At 68.6% G+C, this 17,608-nt stretch carries 14 protein-coding genes; 12 read left to right on the top strand and 2 right to left on the bottom strand.

The genetic code is table 11. The features are described from left to right. Positions 1–31 precede the first annotated feature (31 nt). From HGB51_RS06245 to HGB51_RS06235, 3 genes are read left to right on the top strand one after another with little or no spacing between them, the layout of a single operon-like run. Entirely contained in the window at positions 32–6,436 is a 6,405-nt protein-coding gene (locus HGB51_RS06245) for a hybrid sensor histidine kinase/response regulator (protein ID WP_070208791.1), read from the top strand. After that, complete coding sequence (locus HGB51_RS06240; protein WP_425505360.1) at positions 6,423–7,745, top strand: chemotaxis protein CheB; 1,323 nt, start codon at positions 6,423–6,425, stop codon at positions 7,743–7,745. Before HGB51_RS06245 ends, HGB51_RS06240 begins: the two co-directional genes overlap by 14 nt. 33 nt (positions 7,746–7,778) lie before the next feature. Beyond that, positions 7,779–8,246, top strand: a complete 468-nt coding sequence (locus HGB51_RS06235) for a chemotaxis protein CheW (RefSeq protein ID WP_070208789.1) — start codon at positions 7,779–7,781, stop codon at positions 8,244–8,246. 32 nt (positions 8,247–8,278) lie between these two features. On the opposite strand, the gene HGB51_RS06230 is transcribed toward HGB51_RS06235, so the two are convergent. After that, complete coding sequence (locus tag HGB51_RS06230) at positions 8,279–9,013, bottom strand: 16S rRNA (uracil(1498)-N(3))-methyltransferase (protein WP_070208788.1); 735 nt, start codon at positions 9,011–9,013, stop codon at positions 8,279–8,281. Next, complete coding sequence (bioA, locus tag HGB51_RS06225; protein WP_070208787.1) at positions 9,004–10,395, bottom strand: adenosylmethionine--8-amino-7-oxononanoate transaminase; 1,392 nt, start codon at positions 10,393–10,395, stop codon at positions 9,004–9,006. Before bioA ends, HGB51_RS06230 begins: the two co-directional genes overlap by 10 nt. A gap of 62 nt (positions 10,396–10,457) precedes the next feature. On the opposite strand from bioA, the gene nudE reads away from it, so the two are divergent. The 9 genes from nudE to HGB51_RS06180 all read left to right on the top strand — a co-directional run bounded on the left by nudE (position 10,458) and on the right by HGB51_RS06180 (position 17,398). Next, positions 10,458–11,006 carry an ADP compounds hydrolase NudE gene (nudE, locus tag HGB51_RS06220; RefSeq protein WP_070208786.1) on the top strand — a complete coding sequence of 183 codons (549 nt, stop codon included), beginning with the start codon at positions 10,458–10,460 and terminating at the stop codon, positions 11,004–11,006. Next, the gene (gene cysQ / locus HGB51_RS06215) at positions 11,003–11,806 is read left to right on the top strand and encodes a 3'(2'),5'-bisphosphate nucleotidase CysQ (protein WP_070208785.1); all 804 of its coding nucleotides are present in this window, start codon (positions 11,003–11,005) and stop codon (positions 11,804–11,806) included. Before nudE ends, cysQ begins: the two co-directional genes overlap by 4 nt. An 11-nt stretch (positions 11,807–11,817) precedes the next feature. Beyond that, complete coding sequence (gene mazG, locus HGB51_RS06210) at positions 11,818–12,630, top strand: nucleoside triphosphate pyrophosphohydrolase (RefSeq protein ID WP_070208784.1); 813 nt, start codon at positions 11,818–11,820, stop codon at positions 12,628–12,630. Further along, on the top strand, positions 12,627–12,950 hold the full coding sequence (locus HGB51_RS06205) for a YnfA family protein (protein ID WP_070208783.1): 324 nt from the start codon (positions 12,627–12,629) through the stop codon (positions 12,948–12,950). Before mazG ends, HGB51_RS06205 begins: the two co-directional genes overlap by 4 nt. A gap of 60 nt (positions 12,951–13,010) precedes the next feature. Continuing rightward, positions 13,011–13,973, top strand: coding sequence for an SPFH domain-containing protein (locus HGB51_RS06200; RefSeq protein ID WP_070208782.1), 963 nt, complete (start codon positions 13,011–13,013; stop codon positions 13,971–13,973). Position 13,974: 1 nt separating this feature from the next. Then, on the top strand, positions 13,975–14,406 hold the full coding sequence (locus HGB51_RS06195) for an NfeD family protein (RefSeq protein WP_070208781.1): 432 nt from the start codon (positions 13,975–13,977) through the stop codon (positions 14,404–14,406). A gap of 134 nt (positions 14,407–14,540) precedes the next feature. Further along, complete coding sequence (gcvT, locus tag HGB51_RS06190; RefSeq protein ID WP_070208780.1) at positions 14,541–15,653, top strand: glycine cleavage system aminomethyltransferase GcvT; 1,113 nt, start codon at positions 14,541–14,543, stop codon at positions 15,651–15,653. A 66-nt stretch (positions 15,654–15,719) separates the two neighbouring features. Continuing rightward, positions 15,720–16,115, top strand: a complete 396-nt coding sequence (gcvH, locus tag HGB51_RS06185; RefSeq protein WP_070208779.1) for a glycine cleavage system protein GcvH — start codon at positions 15,720–15,722, stop codon at positions 16,113–16,115. 731 nt (positions 16,116–16,846) lie between these two features. Continuing rightward, positions 16,847–17,398, top strand: coding sequence for a histone (locus tag HGB51_RS06180; RefSeq protein ID WP_171966760.1), 552 nt, complete (start codon positions 16,847–16,849; stop codon positions 17,396–17,398). The last annotated feature ends 210 nt before the right edge of the window (positions 17,399–17,608 follow it).

Genomic DNA, 17,608 nt, shown 5'->3' with positions numbered 1-17,608 from the left:
ACACGCGCGCGCCCCTGCCGGGAGACCTGGCATGAGCACGCTGCGCGATGCCATGAGCCACGCCGCCCTGGGCTGGGTAAAGCCGGAGCTGGATGAGACCCTGCGCCAGGTGCGCAACGAGGTCGAGTATTACGCCGAAGACCCGGCCGACGGCAGCCGCATGCGCTTCTGCGCCGGCTACCTGCACCAGGTGCAGGGCACCCTGCGCATGGTCGAGCTGTATGCGCCGGCCATGGTGGCCGAAGAAATGGAGCAGCTGGCCAACGCCATCGGGGCGGGCGAAGTGCCCGACCGCGACGAAGCCTGTGCCACCCTGATGCGCGGCAGCGTGCTGCTGCCCGACTACCTGGAGCGCCTGCAGAACGGCCACCGCGACATTCCGATCGTGCTGCTGCCGCTGCTCAACGACATCCGTGCCGCGCGTGCGGCGCCGGGCATCAATGAAAGCGTGCTGTTCGCCTTCGCCCCGGACAGCGCCAGCGCCACCGAAGCCGAGCTGGACCATGCGCGCGGCAGCCTGAGCGGCCGCAACCGCGAGCTGCTCGACACCGTGGGCAATGCGGTCAAGGAAGAGCTTCTGCGGATCAAGGACGCGCTCGACCTGCACCTGCGCACCGGCGGTGAGCCGGTACAGCTGCAGACCCAGGTCGACGAACTGGGCGCCGTGGCCGACACCCTGGGCATGATGGGCCTGGGCGTGGCCCGTGGCGTGGTCGTGCAGCAGCGCGACGCGCTGCGCGGCGTGGTCGAGGGCGAGCAGCAGATCGACGAGACCCTGCTGCTGGATATCGCCGGTGCGCTGCTGTACGTGGACGCCTCGCTGGACGACCAGGTCGCGCACCTGGGCGCCGGCGGCAGTGGCGAGGACGACCCGAGCGCGGCAGAAGGCCGCCGCACCGTGGAGATCCTGGCGCACGAAGCGATCGCCAACTTCGCTGCGGCGCGCGAGCATTTCGTCGCCTTCATCGAAACCAACTGGAACCACCAGCAGCTGCACGAAGTACCGCGCCTGCTCGGTGAGGTCGCCGGCGCGCTGCGCATGCTCGACCTGCCCACCCCGGCCGATTACCTGCAGGGCGTGCGCCAGTACATCTCGGTCGAGCTGATCGGCCGCCAGCGCGTGCCCAGCGGGCGCCAGCTGGACACCCTGGCCGACGCCATGGCCAGCCTGGAGTACTACCTGGAAGCCCTGCGCGAACGCCGCCAGGGACGCGAGGACATCCTCGACATCACCCGTACCAGCCTTGAAACGCTGCGCTACTGGCCGCTGCCGGACGAGAACGCCGCGCCGGCCGATGTCAGCGCCGAAGCGCTGCCGGTCGCGCCGGAACACGTCGAGCTGGCCGGTTGGGACGCGCCCGTGGCCGCGCCGGTCGAGATTGCCGTGACCCCCGCCGCGCCTGCGCCGGGTGACGTGCCGTCGCCGCCGCTGCCGGACTTCACTTTCGAACCCGTGCCCGAGGTCGCTGCCGCCGCGCCGGTCGAACGCGTGGCCAAGCCGGCACCGACCCTGGTGTTCGAGGCCTCCACCGCGCCGGTCGCCGCCGACGCGCCGCAGTGGACGCTGCACAGCGACGCTGCCCGCACCGAAAGCGCTGCACCGACCTTCGCCAGTTTCGACCCGGTCGAGGCCGAAGACACCGAGGCGGGCCAGGCATGGGGCGTTGCACCGGCGAGCACCGGATTCGATCCGGTGGCGGCCGAGCACGATGCGCTGGAACTGAGCGACGAGCCGATCGAATTCACCTTCGACGAGCCGCTGCACAACGCAGGCGACGTGCTCTCGCTGGAGATCGATGACGCACCGGTGGCCGCGCACGAGGCCGAGGGCACGCTGGACGTGGAGGCGCTGCCGACCTTCCTGCAGGAGCAGGTTGAATCCGCTGCAGAGACCCCGCTGACCGTGGACGCGCCGCTCGAGGACGTCGCCGCACCTGCTGATGAGATCATCGAGCCGCTCGCTGCCGTTGAAGACGAGCAGGGCATCGAACAGATTGAAGTGGCTGCGCCTGTCGCCACCGGCGGCGTGCAGGAAGCGGTGATCAGCACGATCGAGCTGGACGACGAGTCGGCCCGCTTCCTGGCCGAGCTGGACGTCGCCGCTGCGCAGTTCTCCACCACTCCGGACGTGGCGCCTGCCGCCGCCGTGGGCGACGTGGAGGCGGCCGCCGCCGCTGAAGCCGAACTGGACACCACCATCGACGCCGGTTTCGAGGACGATGGCGAGAACATCGACCAGGACATCCGCGACGTCTTCATCGAAGAATTCGACGAAGAACTGGTCAACCTCGGCAACCTGTTGCCGGTCTGGCGCATGGCGCCGGACAACATGGACCGCCTGCGTCCGATCCGCCGCGTGTTCCACACCCTGAAGGGCAGTGGCCGCCTGGTCGGCGCGCGTACGCTCGGCGAGTTCAGCTGGAAGATCGAAGGCATGCTCAACCGCGTGCTGGATGGCAGCCGTCCGGCCTCGCCGGCGGTGGTCGCCATGGTCACCCAGGCCTACGAAGTGCTGCCGCAGCTGAATGCCGCGCTGCGCGACGGCAGCCGCGTCAGCGCCGACCTGCAGGCCATGCAGGCCATCGCCGACCGCGTGGGTGCCGGCGAAGAAACCTTCCACGTGCCGCTGCAGCGTTCGGTCCCGGTGGCCGCGCCGGTGGAAACCGTCGAGGTCGTGGAAGCCGCTGACGTCGTTGAAACCGTCGAAGCCGTTGAAGCGGTCGAGCCGGAACTGAGCGGCACCCCGGCCAACATCGACGAAGTGTTGCGCGAGATCCTGGAGGCCGAGGTCGAGGCCCACCACGCCACGTTGCAGGCCTGGTTGCAGGACGCCCAGGCGGCACCGCAGCCGGTCACCGACAGCCTGCTGCGCGCCGTGCACACCATGAACGGTGCGTTCGCAATGACCGACGTGCCGGAGATCACCGCCGTCACCGGTGGAGCGGAAACCTTCATCAAGCGTTCGTTGGCTGCCGACGCGGTGCCCGATGCCGACGGCGTCGACGCGCTCACGGCCACCGCGGCTGCGATCCGCGCCACGATGACCGCGCTGCAGGCCGAAGCGCCGCGCATTCCGTCGCAGGCCGAGCTGGCGCAGCGCCTGCAGGCGCTGGCCGCCACCCTGCCCGAAGCACGCTGGCCGGCCTTGGTGGCCGAAGACGGTGCGGACCTGGATGGCGATGAGGTTGAGGTGCTCGAGGTTGACCTCGACGCCGAACGCGATGCCGAAGCGGACGCGTCGCGCGACGCGCACGACGTCACCGCGCACGAGCTGGCCGCATTCTCCGCCCAGTTCGACGAACGCGATGGCTACGCGATCGCCGACGACAGCACCGACAGCACCCTGCAGCAGGCCATCGTGGACGCCGACGACCTGTCCATCGTCGATGCGCCCGAACAGACCGACGCACTGGTGGTGGATGAACTGACCGGCAGCGACGACCTGTCGGCCTACTTCGACGCCGGCCTGGTCACCTCGTTCGACGCGCCGGTGGTTGCCCCGGTGGAAGACGTGGTTGCCGTGGAAGCGCCGACCGCCGAGGTCGTCGACCACGGCCTGGAGAGCGTGGAGCTGACCGGTGCCGACGATCTGTCGCGCTTCTACGAACAGCCCGTGCCGGCCGCGGAAGAAGCGGTCCAGGCCATCGAGCTGGAAGCGGCCGAGTCTGAAGCGCTGCACGAGATCCTCGAAGCCACCGACACGGTCGAAGACATCGAAGTCGAAGCCGTCGTCGACGAGCTTGAAGACGTGCTGCCGCCGGCCCCGGCCTTCGGCGACACCGTGGAACTGCAGCAGGCGCTGGACGATGGCCTGACCATCGTCGATGGCCCCGACGCCGCGGTTTCCAGCGACGATGCACCGGTACTCAGCCTGGATGCATCCCATCCGGCGCTGGACGAAGCCGACGCGTTCGCCGAAGCGGAGGTCGAGCAGCCCGCGACCGCGCAGCCGCTGTTCGAGCTGGAAGACGCCTCGGCAGTTGCCGAGGTCGAAGTCCAGGCCGAAGCGGAAGCCGAAGTCGAAGCCGAAGCCGAAGTCGAAGTCGAAACCGAAACCGAAACCGAAACCGCCGCCGAGGAACTCGACGACGCCGGTTCGCTGGACTTCAACGTGCTCGACCGCGAGCTGGTCGACATCTTCGTTGAAGAAGGCAAGGACCTGCTCGACCATTGCGATGGCCTGATCAGCGAGCTGCGCGCCGCACCGGAGGACCGCGAGGCCCTGGCCGGCCTGCAGCGCGACCTGCACACCCTGAAGGGTGGCGCACGCATGGCCGGCATCAACGCCATCGGCGACCTCGGCCACGGCATCGAGTCGCTGCTGGAAGCGGTCGCCGCCAACCGTACCGATATCGACCGCAGCGACGTGCAGCTGCTGGAGCGGGGCTTCGACCGCCTGCACCAGATGCTGACCCGCACCGGCCGCCATCGCGATGTGGCGATGCCCGACGACCTGATCGCCGCGTTCGAACAGCGGACCCTGGGCCGCGACGACGCCACCGGGACCGACACCGTCCCGGCCGACGCCGCGCCGGTGGCGATCGACACCGCCGTGGCCTCCGCGCCGCTGTCGGCGCCGGTGCCGCTGGAAGCGTCCAACGACGAAGACAGCCTGGCCCGTCCGCAGCAGGAACAGGTGCGCGTGCGCGCCGACCTGCTCGACCGCCTGGTCAACCACGCCGGTGAAGTGGCGATCTACCGCTCGCGCCTGGAACAGCAGCTCGGTGCCTTCCGCGGCGCCATGGGCGAACTGGACCGTACCAATGCGCGTCTGCGCGACCAGCTGCGCCGCCTGGACCTGGAAACCGAAGCCCAGATCGTGGCCCGCTACCAGCGCGAGCAGGAGCAGGTGGACCACAGCTTCGACCCGCTGGAACTGGACCGGTTCTCCACCCTGCAGCAGCTCAGCCGTGCGCTGAACGAGTCCGCAGCCGACCTTGGCGGCCTGCAGGGCGTGCTGGACGATCTGTCGCGCCAGTACGACGTGCTGCTGCAACAGCAGTCGCGGGTCAGCTCGGAACTGCAGGACGGCCTGATGCGTGCGCGCATGGTGCCGTTCGACGGCCTGGTGCCACGCCTGCGCCGCGTGGTGCGCCAGGCAGGCCAGGACACCGGCAAGCAGGTCCACGTGACCCTGGACGGGACTCACGGCGAACTGGACCGCAACGTGCTCGACCGCATGGTCGCGCCGCTGGAACACATGCTGCGCAACTCGGTTGCACACGGCCTGGAAACGCCGGAACAGCGTCGTGCTGCCGGCAAGCCGGAGGAGGGCGAGATCGCCATCCGCCTGCGCCGCGAAGGCTCGGAAATCGTGCTGGAAGTCGCCGATGACGGCGCCGGGCTGAACCGCGAGGCGATCCGTCGCCGCGCCGAACAACGCGGCCTGGTCGAGGCCGACGCGGTCCTGTCCGACGCCGAACTGGACGCGATGATCTTCGCGGCCGGCTTCAGCACCGCCGACCAGGTCAGCCAGCTGGCCGGCCGTGGCGTGGGCATGGACGTGGTGCACAACGAAGTGCGCCAGCTCGGTGGCACGGTGGACATCCACTCGGTGCCTGGCAAGGGCGTCACCTTCACCCTGCGCCTGCCGCAGACCCTGGCGGTCACCCAGGCGGTGTTCGTGCAGATCGGCGACACCACCTTCGCGGTCCCGGTGGCCTCGGTCAGCGGTATTGGCCGGATCTCGCGCGAGCGCTTCGAGTCGGCCGAGGGCGGTTACCACTACGGCGGCGAAGAGTTCGTGCTGCACGACCTCGGCACGCTGGTCGGCCAAGGCCAGGCCCGTGCCGAAGGCCAGGCCCAGGTGCCGTTGCTGCTGGTGCGTGCCGGTGAACTGCGCGCGGCCGTGGCGATCGACCAGGTGCTGGGCAACCGCGAAATCGTGGTCAAGCCGGTCGGCCTGCAGATCGCGTCGGTCCCGGGCATCTACGGTGCCACCATCACTGGCGATGGCCGCGTGGTGGTGATCCTGGACGTGGCGCCGCTGGTGCGTCGCTACCAGGCCAACCCGCTCAAGCCGGTCGCCCCGGCCACGCAGGCCAGCGACCGCCAGGCGCCGCTGGTGATGGTGGTCGACGACTCGCTGACCATGCGCAAGGTCACCGGCCGCATCCTGGAGCGCCACAACTTCGAAGTGACCGTCGCCCGCGACGGCATCGAAGCGCTGGAGCGCCTGGAAGAGCGCGTGCCCGACCTGATGCTGCTGGACATTGAAATGCCGCGCATGGATGGCTATGAACTGGCCACCGCGATGCGCGCCGATCCGCGCTACAAGGGCGTGCCGATCGTGATGATCACCTCGCGCAGTGGCGACAAGCACCGTCAACGCGCCTTCGAAATCGGTGTCCAGCGTTACCTGGGCAAGCCGTACCAGGAGCTGGACCTGATGCGAAACGTGTATGACCTGCTGGGGATCGCCCGTGCCCGCGAATGACCTGAACCCGCTGCCGCTGGTGGCACTGCTGGCACGGGTCGGGCCGGCGCGCGAGCGCCTGCGCGAAGCGCTGGCCCAGGCCGGTGCGACCGTGGTGCTGGAAGAAGACCCCAACAGCGTCGATGCTGAAACCCTGGGCGGCGTGGACGCCGGCGCGGTGCTGATCGCGCTGGAGCCGGCCGTCGAGGATGCGCTGGAACGCCTCGACCCGGTGCTGGCCTCGCCCGAACTTACCGTGATCTTCGACGAAGCCGAGCTGGCTGCGCGCCGCGAGGGCTGGGAAGCCCAGCGCTGGGCGCGCCACCTGGTGGCCAAGCTGCACGGCCACCAGGACGTGCTGCCGCCGGGCTCGGAGCAGGAAGGCCTGCTGCAGCCCGAACCGGGCCTGCCGCAGACCCCGGCCGAACGGCACGCCGACGCGCCGCTGGAATTCCATGTGCGCGAGGCGTTCGACGCTGCGGCCGACGTACCCACCGACGGCCTGTACACGCCGCCGGAGGCGTACAGCGAGCCGATGTCGCTGGAAGAAGCGCTGGCCGCGATGCAGGCGGCGCCTGCCGCGGCACCGGCCAACGTGCCGCCGCCAGTGCCGGTGGACGCACCTGCTGCGCCGCGCGCGCCGCTGGGCGATCACAGCAGCTGGTCGCTGGTCGACGAAGACACCGTTGCGCCGCCCGCCGTGCCGGCTGCACCGGCCAGCGCGCCGCCGGTGAGTGAAGCGTTCGATACGCCGAGCCTGTCGCTGGTGGAACTCGAACCGGAAGTCGCCGCGGACGGTTCCGCGCCGGGTGCGGTGCTGGTCCTGGCCGGCATTGGCGGCCCCGACGCGCTGCGCCGCCTGCTGGCCGCGCTGCCCGCCGGGCTGGCCACGCCGGTACTGGTCTACATGCGCCTGGACGGCGGCCGTTACGGCAACCTGGTCAAACAGATGGCGCGGGTATCGGCGCTGCCGGTGCTGCTGGCCGAGTCCGACCAGCCGGTGCTGGCCGGCAATGCCTACATCCTGTCCGACGACGTGGGCGTGGCGGTACGCAACCGGGGCCTGTACTTCACCGCCGACGCGCAGGGCATCCAGGTGGCCGCGTTGCCGCCGGCGCACAGCGCCGTGGTGCTGCTCAGCGGCAGCGACGTAGCCGTGCTGGACGACGTGCTGTCGCTGGCCGTGGCCGGCGCCTGGGTGGCCGGGCAGACCGGTGACGGCTGCTACGACCCGGTCGCCGCCAACGCCGTGGTCGCCGCCGGCATGGCTGCGGGCGATCCGCCGCAGTTGGCTGCCGCCATCGCCGAACGCTGGGGCGTGAGCGAGTAATCGCCGCGCCATGTCACTTTCAGGAAGCACACCATGAGCTACGCCAGCAACGACGAAATCCGCGGAGTACTGATCCAGGCCGGTCACGACCGGGTCCTGGTCCCGAACGCGACGGTGGCCGAAATGCTGGCCGCCGCCAGTGTCACCCCGGTGGCCGACACGCCCGCCTGGCTGCTCGGCCAGATCCAGTGGCAGGGCTGGGACGTCCCACTGATGTCGTTCGCGCGCCACGCCGGGCTGGGCGAAGAGCAGGGCGTGGTCAAGAACAAGGTGGTGGTACTCAAGGCGTTGGGCGGCAATGCGAAGCGCCCGTACTTCGCGCTGGTGACCCCGAACTTCCCGCAGCTGATCTCGGTCCCGCGCGACGGCCTGCTCGCCGACGCGTCGGAAGAAGCGCTGCCGCCGGGCGTGCACATGCGCGTGCTGCTGGGCGAGCTGAGCGCGCTGCTGCCGGACCTGGACGCACTGGAAAGCGCGCTCGACGAAGCCCTGCCGGCGTAAAAAAACCGGTAGAGCCACGCCCTGCGTGGCTGCTACCCCAGATCGCCCAGCCGCGCCTGGATCGCAGCAATCGCCGCCAACCCCGCCGTCTCCGTACGCAGGATCCGCGGCCCCAACTGCAGGCCCTGGAAACCGGCCTGCTGCAGCGCCAGCCGATCACGCGGCGACCAGCCGCCTTCCGGCCCAATCGCAATCACCACGCCACCGGGCGCGGCCGACAACGTCGACAGCCGGTGTTCGCCCACGGGATCCAGGGTCAGCTTCAACGCAGCTGCCGGCATCGCCAGCGCGGCCTCCTGCAGGTTCTGCGGCGGCGCCACCGTCGGCACCTGCGCGCGACCGGACTGGCCGCAGGCCGAGACCACCACGCTGCGCCAGTGCGCCAGGCGCTTCTCCGCCCGCGCGGCATCGAGCTTCACTTCGGTGCGTTCCGCATTGACCGGCACGATCGCCTGCACCCCCAGCTCGGTCGCCTTCTGCAGGATCAGGTCCATCTTCTCGCCACGGGCGATGCCCTGCAGCAGCGTGATCGACAGCGCCGACTCGTTGTCGATGACCTGTGCCGAGGCGATCTGCACACGCGCCTCGCGCTTGCCCGATTCCACCAACGTGGCGTTGTAGTCGTGGCCGTCGCCGTTGAACAGCACGCAGCCTTCGCCTTCGCGCAGGCGCATCACCCGCACCAGGTGGTTGGCCACCTCTTCGGGCAACGACACGGTCTGGCCCACGGCCAGCGGGAGATCGACGTAGGAACGGGTCACGCGCATGCAACAGCTTCCTCGATGGCAGCCAGGGTGGTCTGGGCCAGCAGGTCCAGGTGTTCGTCCTCCACGCAGTAGGGAGGCATCCAGTACAGCACGTTGCCGAGCGGGCGCAGCACCACGCCGCGCCGCAACGCCGCGTTGTAGGCGCGCAGCCCGACCCGCGCTTCGGCAGGGAAGGGCGTGCGTCTGTCGCCGTTGCGGGTCAGCTCGAACGCCACCACCATCCCGGCCTGGCGCACGTCGGCCACCTGCGGGTGATCGGTGAACGGCGCGGCCAGCCGGCGCATCACCTCGGCGGTGCTGCGGTTGCGCGCGATCACGTCCTCGCTGGCGAAGATGTCCAGCGTCGCCAGCGCGGCGGCGCAGGCCAGCGGGTTGCCGGTGTAGCTGTGCGAATGCAGGAACGCGCGCTCGCGGCTGTCGTCCAGGAACGCGTCGTACAGCGCCTGGGTGGCCAGCACCGCGGCCAGCGGCAGGAAGCCGCCGGTGAGCCCCTTGGACAGGCACAGCAGGTCCGGCATCACCCCGGCCTGTTCGCACGCGAACAGGGTGCCGGTGCGGCCGAACCCGGTGGCGATCTCGTCGGCGATCAGGAACGCACCGTTGGCGTCGCACAGTTCCCGGGCACGCTTCAGGTATACCGGGTCGTGCATGCGCATGCCGCCGGCGCACTGCAGGCGCGGCTCCAGGATCACCGCGCAGATCTCCCCGGGGTGCTGGTCGAACAGGTCGGCCAGGCGGTCGGCGGCCTCGTGCGCACGCTGCGCCGCGCTCTGCCCGGGTTCGGCCAGGTACGCGTCCGGCGAGGGTGCGAACAGCGCCTCGGTCAACAACGGCGCATACACGCGGCGGTACAGTGGGATGTCGCCCACCGAGAGCGCGCCCAGGGTTTCGCCGTGGTAGCCGTTCTCCAGCGCCACGAAGCGGGTACGGTGCAGTTCGCCACGGTTGCGGAAGTAGTGGAAGGCCATCTTCAGCGCGACCTCGACCCCGGCCGAGCCGTTGTCGGCGTAGAACACCTTGGACAACGGCGCGCGTCCGGCCTGGCGCGGCGCGATCGCCAGCAGCCGTTCGGCCAGCTGCACCGCCGGTTCATGGCTGAAGCCGGCCAGCATCACCTGTTCCAGCTGGGTCGCCTGGCGTGCGATGGCCGCGCCGATGCGCGGTTCTGCATGGCCGAACAGGTTGGTCCACCAGCTGCTCACCGCGTCCAGGTAACGATGCCCGTCGTGATCGATCAACCACGGGCCTTCACCCCGTGCAATCGGCACCAGCGGCAAGGTGTCGGGGTGTTCGCGCATCTGCGTGCACGGGTGCCACAACACGGCCAGGTCGCGTTGCCGCCACTGGTCGGCCAGCGTGAAGGGGGCTGGGTCTGCTAGCATTTCGGGCTCATGGACACGTTTTCACCTGCCTGCATTCTATCGATCTCCAAGAGCCAGTTCGCATGACCCGTCCGCTGCCCACCATCCACCAGATCACGGACGAGGAAAGCGGCCCGTTCCAGCGCCAGCACCTGGACCTGGAGTTCTCCAACGGCGAACGCCGCCGTTTCGAGCGCCTGGTCAGCCGCGGCCATGGCGCGGTGGTGGTGGTGCCGATGCTGGACGACGAGACCGTGCTGCTGGTGCGTGAATACGCTGCGGGCGTCCACCGCTACGAGCTGGGCCTGGTCAAGGGCCGCATCGACGCCGGCGAAACCCCGGAGCAGGCCGCCGACCGCGAACTGAAGGAAGAAGCCGGCTACGGCGCGCGGCGGGTCGACGTGCTGCGCGCGATGACCCTGGCCCCGACCTACATGAGCCACCTGTCGTATCTGGTGGTGGCGCGCGACCTGTATCCGGAGCGGCTGGTCGGCGACGAACCCGAAGAGCTGGAAGTGGTGCCGTGGAAGCTGGCCGATCTGGACCAGCTGATGCTGCGCGAGGACTTCTCCGAAGGCCGCTCGCTGGCCGCGCTGTTCATCGCCCGGCAGTGGCTGGAACGCGGGGAATGATCAAGCTCACCACCGCGCTGCGCGAAACGGTGATCGCCATCGCCCAGGATGCCGCAGAGGCGATCCGCGAGGTGTATGCCAGTCCGTTCGACGTGGAGATCAAGTCCGACCGCAGCCCGGTCACCGCGGCCGACCTGGCCGCCAACCAGGTGATCCTGCGTGGCCTGGGCCAGCTGACCCCGGACCTGCCGATCCTCTCCGAGGAATCGGCGCAGGTGCCGTGGGAAGTGCGCCGCCACTGGGGCGCCTACTGGCTGGTCGATCCACTCGACGGCACCCGCGAGTTCGTCAAGCGCAACGACGAGTTCAGCGTCAACATCGCACTGATCTACCAGGGCGCGCCCGCATTCGGCGTGGTCCTGGCCCCGGTCAGCGGTGTCGCGTGGCACGCCATGCGCGGTGAACTGGCGTACCGCCGCGACGGTATTCACGACACGGTGCTGCGCACCCGCACCCCGGCGCTGCCGCCGCTGCAGGTCGCCGCCAGCCGCTCGCACCGCAGCGTGCAGACCCAGGCGCTGCTGGACCGCATGGGCGAGATCGAGGTGGTCGCGCAGGGCTCATCGCTGAAATTCTGCCGGCTCGCCGAAGGCACCCTGGATGTCTACCCGCGGCTGGGCCCCACCGCCGAATGGGACACCGCCGCCGGCCAGTGCGTGCTGCATGCCGCCGGCGGCGCGGTGCTCTCGGCCGCCACCGGCAAGCCGTTCCGCTACAACCGCCGCGAAACCCTGTTGAACGGCGACTTCATCGCCCTGGGCGACACCCGCCTGCCGTGGCGCACCTGGCTACCCGACTGACCGGAGCACCGATGTCCGCACCTGCCGAACTGGACCGCCTGCTGGGCATCATGGCGCGCCTGCGCGATCCGCGCGACGGCTGCCCGTGGGACCTGCAGCAGGATTTCGCCAGCATTGCCCCATACACCATCGAAGAAGCCTACGAAGTGGCCGACGCGATCGACCGGGGCGACATGGACGATCTCTGCGACGAACTCGGCGACCTGCTGCTGCAGGTGGTGTTCCATGCGCAGATGGCCAGCGAGCAGGGCGCGTTCGGGTTCGCCGAGGTGGCGCGCGCGATCAGCGACAAGATGACCCGCCGGCACCCGCACGTGTTTGCGCAGGTGCAGGTCGATGGTGCCGAAGACGTCAACAGCAACTGGGAAGCGATCAAGCGCGCCGAACGTGCCGCCAAGGGCGACGCCGACCACTCCGCGCTGGCCGGGATCTCGCGCGGGCTGCCCGAATGGCAGCGTGCGGTGAAGCTGCAGGCGCGCGCGGCGCGGGTCGGTTTCGACTGGCCGGGTCCGGCGCCGGTGCTGGACAAGGTGCGCGAGGAACTGGATGAAGTGGCCGCCGAGTTCGCGCGCGGCCCGGTCCAGGACAACCAGGCCCGGCTGCAGGAGGAACTGGGCGACCTGCTGTTCGTCTGCGCCAACCTGGCCCGACACGCGAAGGTGGACGTCGGCGCGGCGCTGCGCCACGCCAACCACAAGTTCGAACGCCGCTTCCGCGCGATGGAAGCGCAGGCGACCGCCAATGGCCAGTCCATGGCCGAGCTCGACCTGCAGGCGCAGGAACGGCTGTGGGAGCAGGCCAAGGCCGGCGAAGTGAGCTCGTGAACACGTTCCTGCTGTTCGTGCTGACCGCCGTGGCCGAGATCGTCGGCTGCTACCTGCCCTGGCTGTGGCTGCGCCGCGATGGCAGCGCGTGGCTGCTGCTGCCGGCCGCCGCCAGCCTGGCCCTGTTCGCCTGGCTGCTGACCCTGCACCCGGCCGCCAGCGGGCGCGTGTACGCCGCCTATGGCGGTGTCTACATCGGTACCGCGCTGGCCTGGTTGTGGGTGGTGGACGGGATCCGGCCCAGCCGCTGGGATCTGCTGGGGGTCGGGCTGTGCCTGGCCGGCATGGCGGTGATCATGTTCGCGCCGCGCGCAACCTAGGCGGGCGGCCGCCGCGATCGGCGGTATATTCGGGGTTACGTTCGGGAAAGGAGTACCCCCATGTTTCCAACCGTGCTGTTCTCGCTGATCCTGGCCTTCGTGGCCGTGGTGATCCTGTTCAAGGCCGTGCGCATGGTGCCGCAGGGTTACGAGTGGACGGTCGAGCGCTTCGGCCGCTACACCCACACCATGACCCCCGGCCTGCATTTCCTCATCCCGATCGTGTACGGGGTCGGCCGCAAGGTGAACATGATGGAGCAGGTGCTGGACGTGCCGAGCCAGGAGGTCATCACCAAGGACAACGCCGCGGTGCGCGTGGACGGCGTGGTGTTCTTCCAGGTGCTGGACGCGTCCAAGGCCGCCTACGAGGTCGCCAACCTCGAAGTGGCGATGATCGCGCTGGTGCAGACCAACATCCGTACCGTGATCGGCTCGATGGACCTGGACGAATCGCTGAGCCAGCGTGAGGTGATCAACGCCCAGCTGCTGAGCGTGGTCGACCACGCCACCAACCCGTGGGGGGTGAAGGTCAACCGCATCGAGATCCGCGACATCCAGCCGCCGCGCGACCTGCTCGATGCGATGGCCCGGCAGATGAAGGCCGAGCGCGAAAAGCGCGCGCAGATCCTCGAAGCCGAAGGCTCGCGCCAGTCCGAGATCCTGCGCGCCGACGGCGAGAAGCAGGCCGCCGTGCTGGAGGCCGAAGGGCGCAAGGAAGCCGCGTTCCGCGACGCCGAAGCGCGCGAGCGCCTGGCCGAAGCCGAAGCCAAGGCCACCCAGGTGGTGTCCGAAGCGATCGCCAGCGGCGACGTGCAGGCCATCAACTACTTCATTGCGCAGAAGTACGTGGAAGCGTTCAAGGAACTGGCGACCTCGCCGAACCAGAAGCTGGTGCTGATGCCGATGGAAGCCAGCGGTGTGATCGGCTCCATCGCCGGCGTGGCCGAACTGGCCAAGGAAGCGTTCGCGAAGCAGGAAGAAAAGAAGACCACCCGCGCGGTGCCGCCGCGCATCGGAGGCTGAGATGCGCTGGGAAGTGGTCGGGTGGGGGGCACTGGCGCTGGTGTTGTTCGCCGCCGAGGCGCTGGCGCCGGGCGCGTTCATGCTCTGGATCGGGATCGGCGCGGCGGCCGTGTTCGTGCTGGTGGCCGTATTCGCCGACATCCCGCTGCTGTGGCAGGTGGTGGCGTTCGTGCTGCTCAGCGTGGTCTCGATCCAGTGCTACCGGCAGTGGGGACGCAAGCGTGCGCGTGAGACCGACGCGCCGTTGTTGAACCGGCGTGCCGAGCAGCTGATCGGGCGGGTGGTGGCACTGGACCAGCCGATCGTGGCCGGAGTTGGCCGCGCCAAGGTCGATGATGCGTTCTGGGTGGTGGCCGGTCCCGACCTGCCCGCCGGCACCCCGGTGCGCGTGGTAGCCGTGGACGGCATGACGCTCAAAGTGCAGCCGGTCTGATCCGGTAGAGCCACGCCCTGCGTGGCTGCGCGTCAGCATTGCGCACCGCCGCAGGCGTTGACGGGGCGGTTCTGGGATAATGGAGGCCTGCCGGGAAGCGCCCGGCAGCACCATTTATTTCCCGGATTGTGGTCATGACCCAGAAGACGCTTCTCAACGATACCCACCGCGCGCTCGGCGCCAAGATGGTCGATTTCGGCGGTTGGGACATGCCCATCCACTACGGCTCGCAGCTGGACGAACACCACCTGGTGCGTGCCGACGCCGGCATGTTCGACGTCAGCCACATGACCGTGGTCGACCTGCGCGGCGAGAAGGTGCGTGCGTTCCTGCGCCGCCTGCTGGCCAACTCGGTGGACAAGCTCAAGGTCCCGGGCAAGGCGCTGTACTCGTGCATGCTCAATAAGCAGGGCGGGGTGATCGACGACCTGATCGTCTATTACCTGGGTGAGGACTTCTTCCGCATGGTGGTCAATGCCTCCACCCGCGAGAAGGACCTGGCCTGGATCCGCGAGCAGGCTGCGTCCTTCGACGTGGCGGTCACCGAGCGCGAAGACCTGGCGATCATCGCCGTGCAGGGCCCGACCGCGCGCGAGAAGGTGATCGGCCTGGTTGCCGAAGGCGACCGCGCCGCGCTGCAGAAGCTGGGCCGCTTCGCCGCGCTCGAGGCCACCGCGACCAGCGGCGCGCCGCTGTTCGTCGCCCGCACCGGTTACACCGGCGAGGACGGTTTTGAGATCCTGGTCGCACAGGAACAGGTGGTCGCGTTCTGGAATGCACTGGCCGGTGCCGGCGTGCGTCCGGCCGGTCTGGGCGCGCGCGACACGCTGCGCCTGGAAGCCGGCATGAATCTGTATGGCCAGGACATGGACGAGGCGATCAGCCCGTACGAAGCCGCGCTGGCCTGGACCGTGGCGCTGGACGAAGGCCGCGACTTCATCGGCCGCGACGTGCTGGAAGCGCAGAAGGCCGCCGGCGACGCGCGCCAGATGATCGGCCTGGTGATGGACGAGAAGGGCGTGTTGCGCCACGGCCAGACAGTGAACACCGCCAGCGGCAGTGGCGAGATCCTGTCCGGTACGTTCTCGCCGACCCTGGGCAAGGGCATCGCCTTCGCACGCGTGCCGGCCGGCGAACTCGGCCAGGTGCATGTGGACATCCGCGGCCGGCAGGTGCCGGTGCGCGTGGTCAAGTTCCCGTTCGTGCGCGAAGGCCAGGCCCAGCCCGGCGTTCTCGGCGAAGGCTGAGCTGCGTTCCATCCGGTTACACTACCCGCGTTTTCCTGACCCCCTGTAAATCTTCGGAGCAGTCCCATGAGCGAGATCCCCGGCGACCTCAAATTCCTCAAGTCCCACGAGTGGGCGCGCGTTGACGACAGCAACCGCGTCACCGTCGGCATTTCCGACCACGCCCAGGGCCTGCTCGGCGACCTGGTCTATGTCGAGCTTCCGGAAGTCGGCGCCGATGCCAAGGCCGGCGAGCAGATCGCCGTGGTCGAGTCGGTCAAGGCCGCCTCGGACGTGTACAGCCCGGTCTCCGGCAAGGTGGTCGAGGTCAACAGCGCCCTGGCCGACAAGCCGGAAACCATCAACGAAGACGCCTATGGCGACGGCTGGATGTTCGTGGTCGAGCTGTCCAACAAGGACGAGTTGAACGACCTGCTGGAACCGGACGACTACGCCGAAGGCCTGGACGACGAGGACAACTGATCCTCCTCTTCCCGGAACAGAAACGGCCGCCTGGTGCGGCCGTTTTTTTTTGGCCGATGCACGTAACCGGCAAGAAGGCGGCGCCCGGCGGCCGCCAAAAGTTTGCGCAGTTGCGCGAATCCGGACGCAAAAAGCGTTGCCGGATGTGAAAAGTTTTCGCCCCCGTTTTGGCGCCGTGCGGGAAGCGCCTGCACGTTCGATGGCATCCGCGTCGCGGCGTGGCGTTGGCGCGTGCTGCATGCAGGTCGTTGAAGCGAAAGTGCTTCTTTTAAGTGTTTTTCTTTCAACGCATCGACGACGACCGTGGCGCGCGCGTCGGTTCGAGTCGGTTCGACACGGTCCCGACAGGCGCCTGCAGAGGGTGTGGCACGGGCGCGTCGGCCCCCCGCTATGTGAAATTTTTTCGCGGGGGTTGTTGACAGTGAAAAAAAGCGTGATTAGGTTTCGCCTCAGCAGACCTTGCCTGCGAAACGAGCCAACCGAATCGACATCCAGTCGCGAAGCACAACCAGAACATCCACCGCGCGTCCGAGGACGGTGGAGTCGGGTTCGCTTCCTCCGGTGAAATGCAAGGTCACCCCACCTTCGATACCCGCCTGGCAGTTCCTGGTCGGTATCTCCGTATCCGTCACGACGCGCATGACGCGACGGCGGTCCCCGCAACGCTGTAATGGCGGGTTTGCTTTACCTGGGCGTTTCAACTCCATAGATCACTGACGAGGAGCCATCCCATGGCAACCAAGAAAGCTGCGAAGAAAAAGCCGGCCGCCAAAAAGGCCGTAAAGAAGGTCGCCAAGAAGGCGGCTGCCAAGAAGGCCGTGAAGAAGGTAGCCAAGAAGGCGGCTGCCAAGAAGACGGTGAAGAAGGCAGCCAAGAAGGCGACTGCCCGCAAGGCAGTGAAGAAGACGGCAAAGAAGGCGGTCCGCAAGGTCGCCAAGAAGGCCGCCGCCAAGAAGACCGCCAAGAAGGCAGTGAAGAAGACCGCCAAGAAGGCCGTCCGCAAGGTAGCCAAGAAGGCGGCTGCCAAGAAGACCGCCAAGAAGGCCGTCCGCAAGGTAGCCAAGAAGGCAGCTGCCAAGAAGACCGCCAAGAAGACTGCGAAAAAGGCAGTCCGCAAGGTCGCCAAGAAGGCCACCGCCAAGAAGGCCACCGCGCGCAAGCCGGCCGCCAAGAAGGCCTCGGCCAAGAAGGCAGTGAAGAAGGTCGCCAAGCGCAAGCCGGCGGTCCGCAAGAAGAAGGCTGCACCGGTCGCCCTGCCGGCAACCCCGGCACCGCTGATCTGATCGATTCCCGATAGCCGTACCTGAAACTCCTTCCCGGCAGCCCAGCGGGAGGGAGTTGTTTTTTGCGCCGAAAAAAAATCCCTCCCGCGAGGGATCAACGAACGTTGATTCCGATATGTAGCGCCGGCCGCTGGCCGGCCCAGGTGGTGTCGAGAGCCGGCCAGCGGCCGGCACTACCGGCAATGATGCGTGCACAAACAAAAAAGCGGC

The organism is Stenotrophomonas bentonitica (genome assembly GCF_013185915.1).
Classification (GTDB): domain Bacteria; phylum Pseudomonadota; class Gammaproteobacteria; order Xanthomonadales; family Xanthomonadaceae; genus Stenotrophomonas; species Stenotrophomonas bentonitica.
Note: the sequence above shows the minus strand (reverse complement) of the source record. Positions and strands in the feature narration are given on the sequence as shown.

Bases quoted from the DNA above. Each gene is read 5' to 3' on its own strand.
- HGB51_RS06180 (WP_171966760.1), top strand. From the start codon at position 16,847: ATGGCAACCAAGAAAGCTGCGAAGAAAAAGCCGGCCGCCAAAAAGGCC.
- nudE (WP_070208786.1), top strand. From the start codon at position 10,458: ATGACCCGTCCGCTGCCCACCATCCACCAGATCACGGACGAGGAAAGC.
- cysQ (WP_070208785.1), top strand. From the start codon at position 11,003: ATGATCAAGCTCACCACCGCGCTGCGCGAAACGGTGATCGCCATCGCC.
- gcvT (WP_070208780.1), top strand. From the start codon at position 14,541: ATGACCCAGAAGACGCTTCTCAACGATACCCACCGCGCGCTCGGCGCC.
- HGB51_RS06235 (WP_070208789.1), top strand. From the start codon at position 7,779: ATGAGCTACGCCAGCAACGACGAAATCCGCGGAGTACTGATCCAGGCC.
- HGB51_RS06200 (WP_070208782.1), top strand. From the start codon at position 13,011: ATGTTTCCAACCGTGCTGTTCTCGCTGATCCTGGCCTTCGTGGCCGTG.
- HGB51_RS06195 (WP_070208781.1), top strand. From the start codon at position 13,975: ATGCGCTGGGAAGTGGTCGGGTGGGGGGCACTGGCGCTGGTGTTGTTC.
- HGB51_RS06245 (WP_070208791.1), top strand. From the start codon at position 32: ATGAGCACGCTGCGCGATGCCATGAGCCACGCCGCCCTGGGCTGGGTA.
- HGB51_RS06230 (WP_070208788.1), bottom strand. From the start codon at position 9,013: ATGCGCGTGACCCGTTCCTACGTCGATCTCCCGCTGGCCGTGGGCCAG.
- mazG (WP_070208784.1), top strand. From the start codon at position 11,818: ATGTCCGCACCTGCCGAACTGGACCGCCTGCTGGGCATCATGGCGCGC.
- gcvH (WP_070208779.1), top strand. From the start codon at position 15,720: ATGAGCGAGATCCCCGGCGACCTCAAATTCCTCAAGTCCCACGAGTGG.
- bioA (WP_070208787.1), bottom strand. From the start codon at position 10,395: ATGCTAGCAGACCCAGCCCCCTTCACGCTGGCCGACCAGTGGCGGCAA.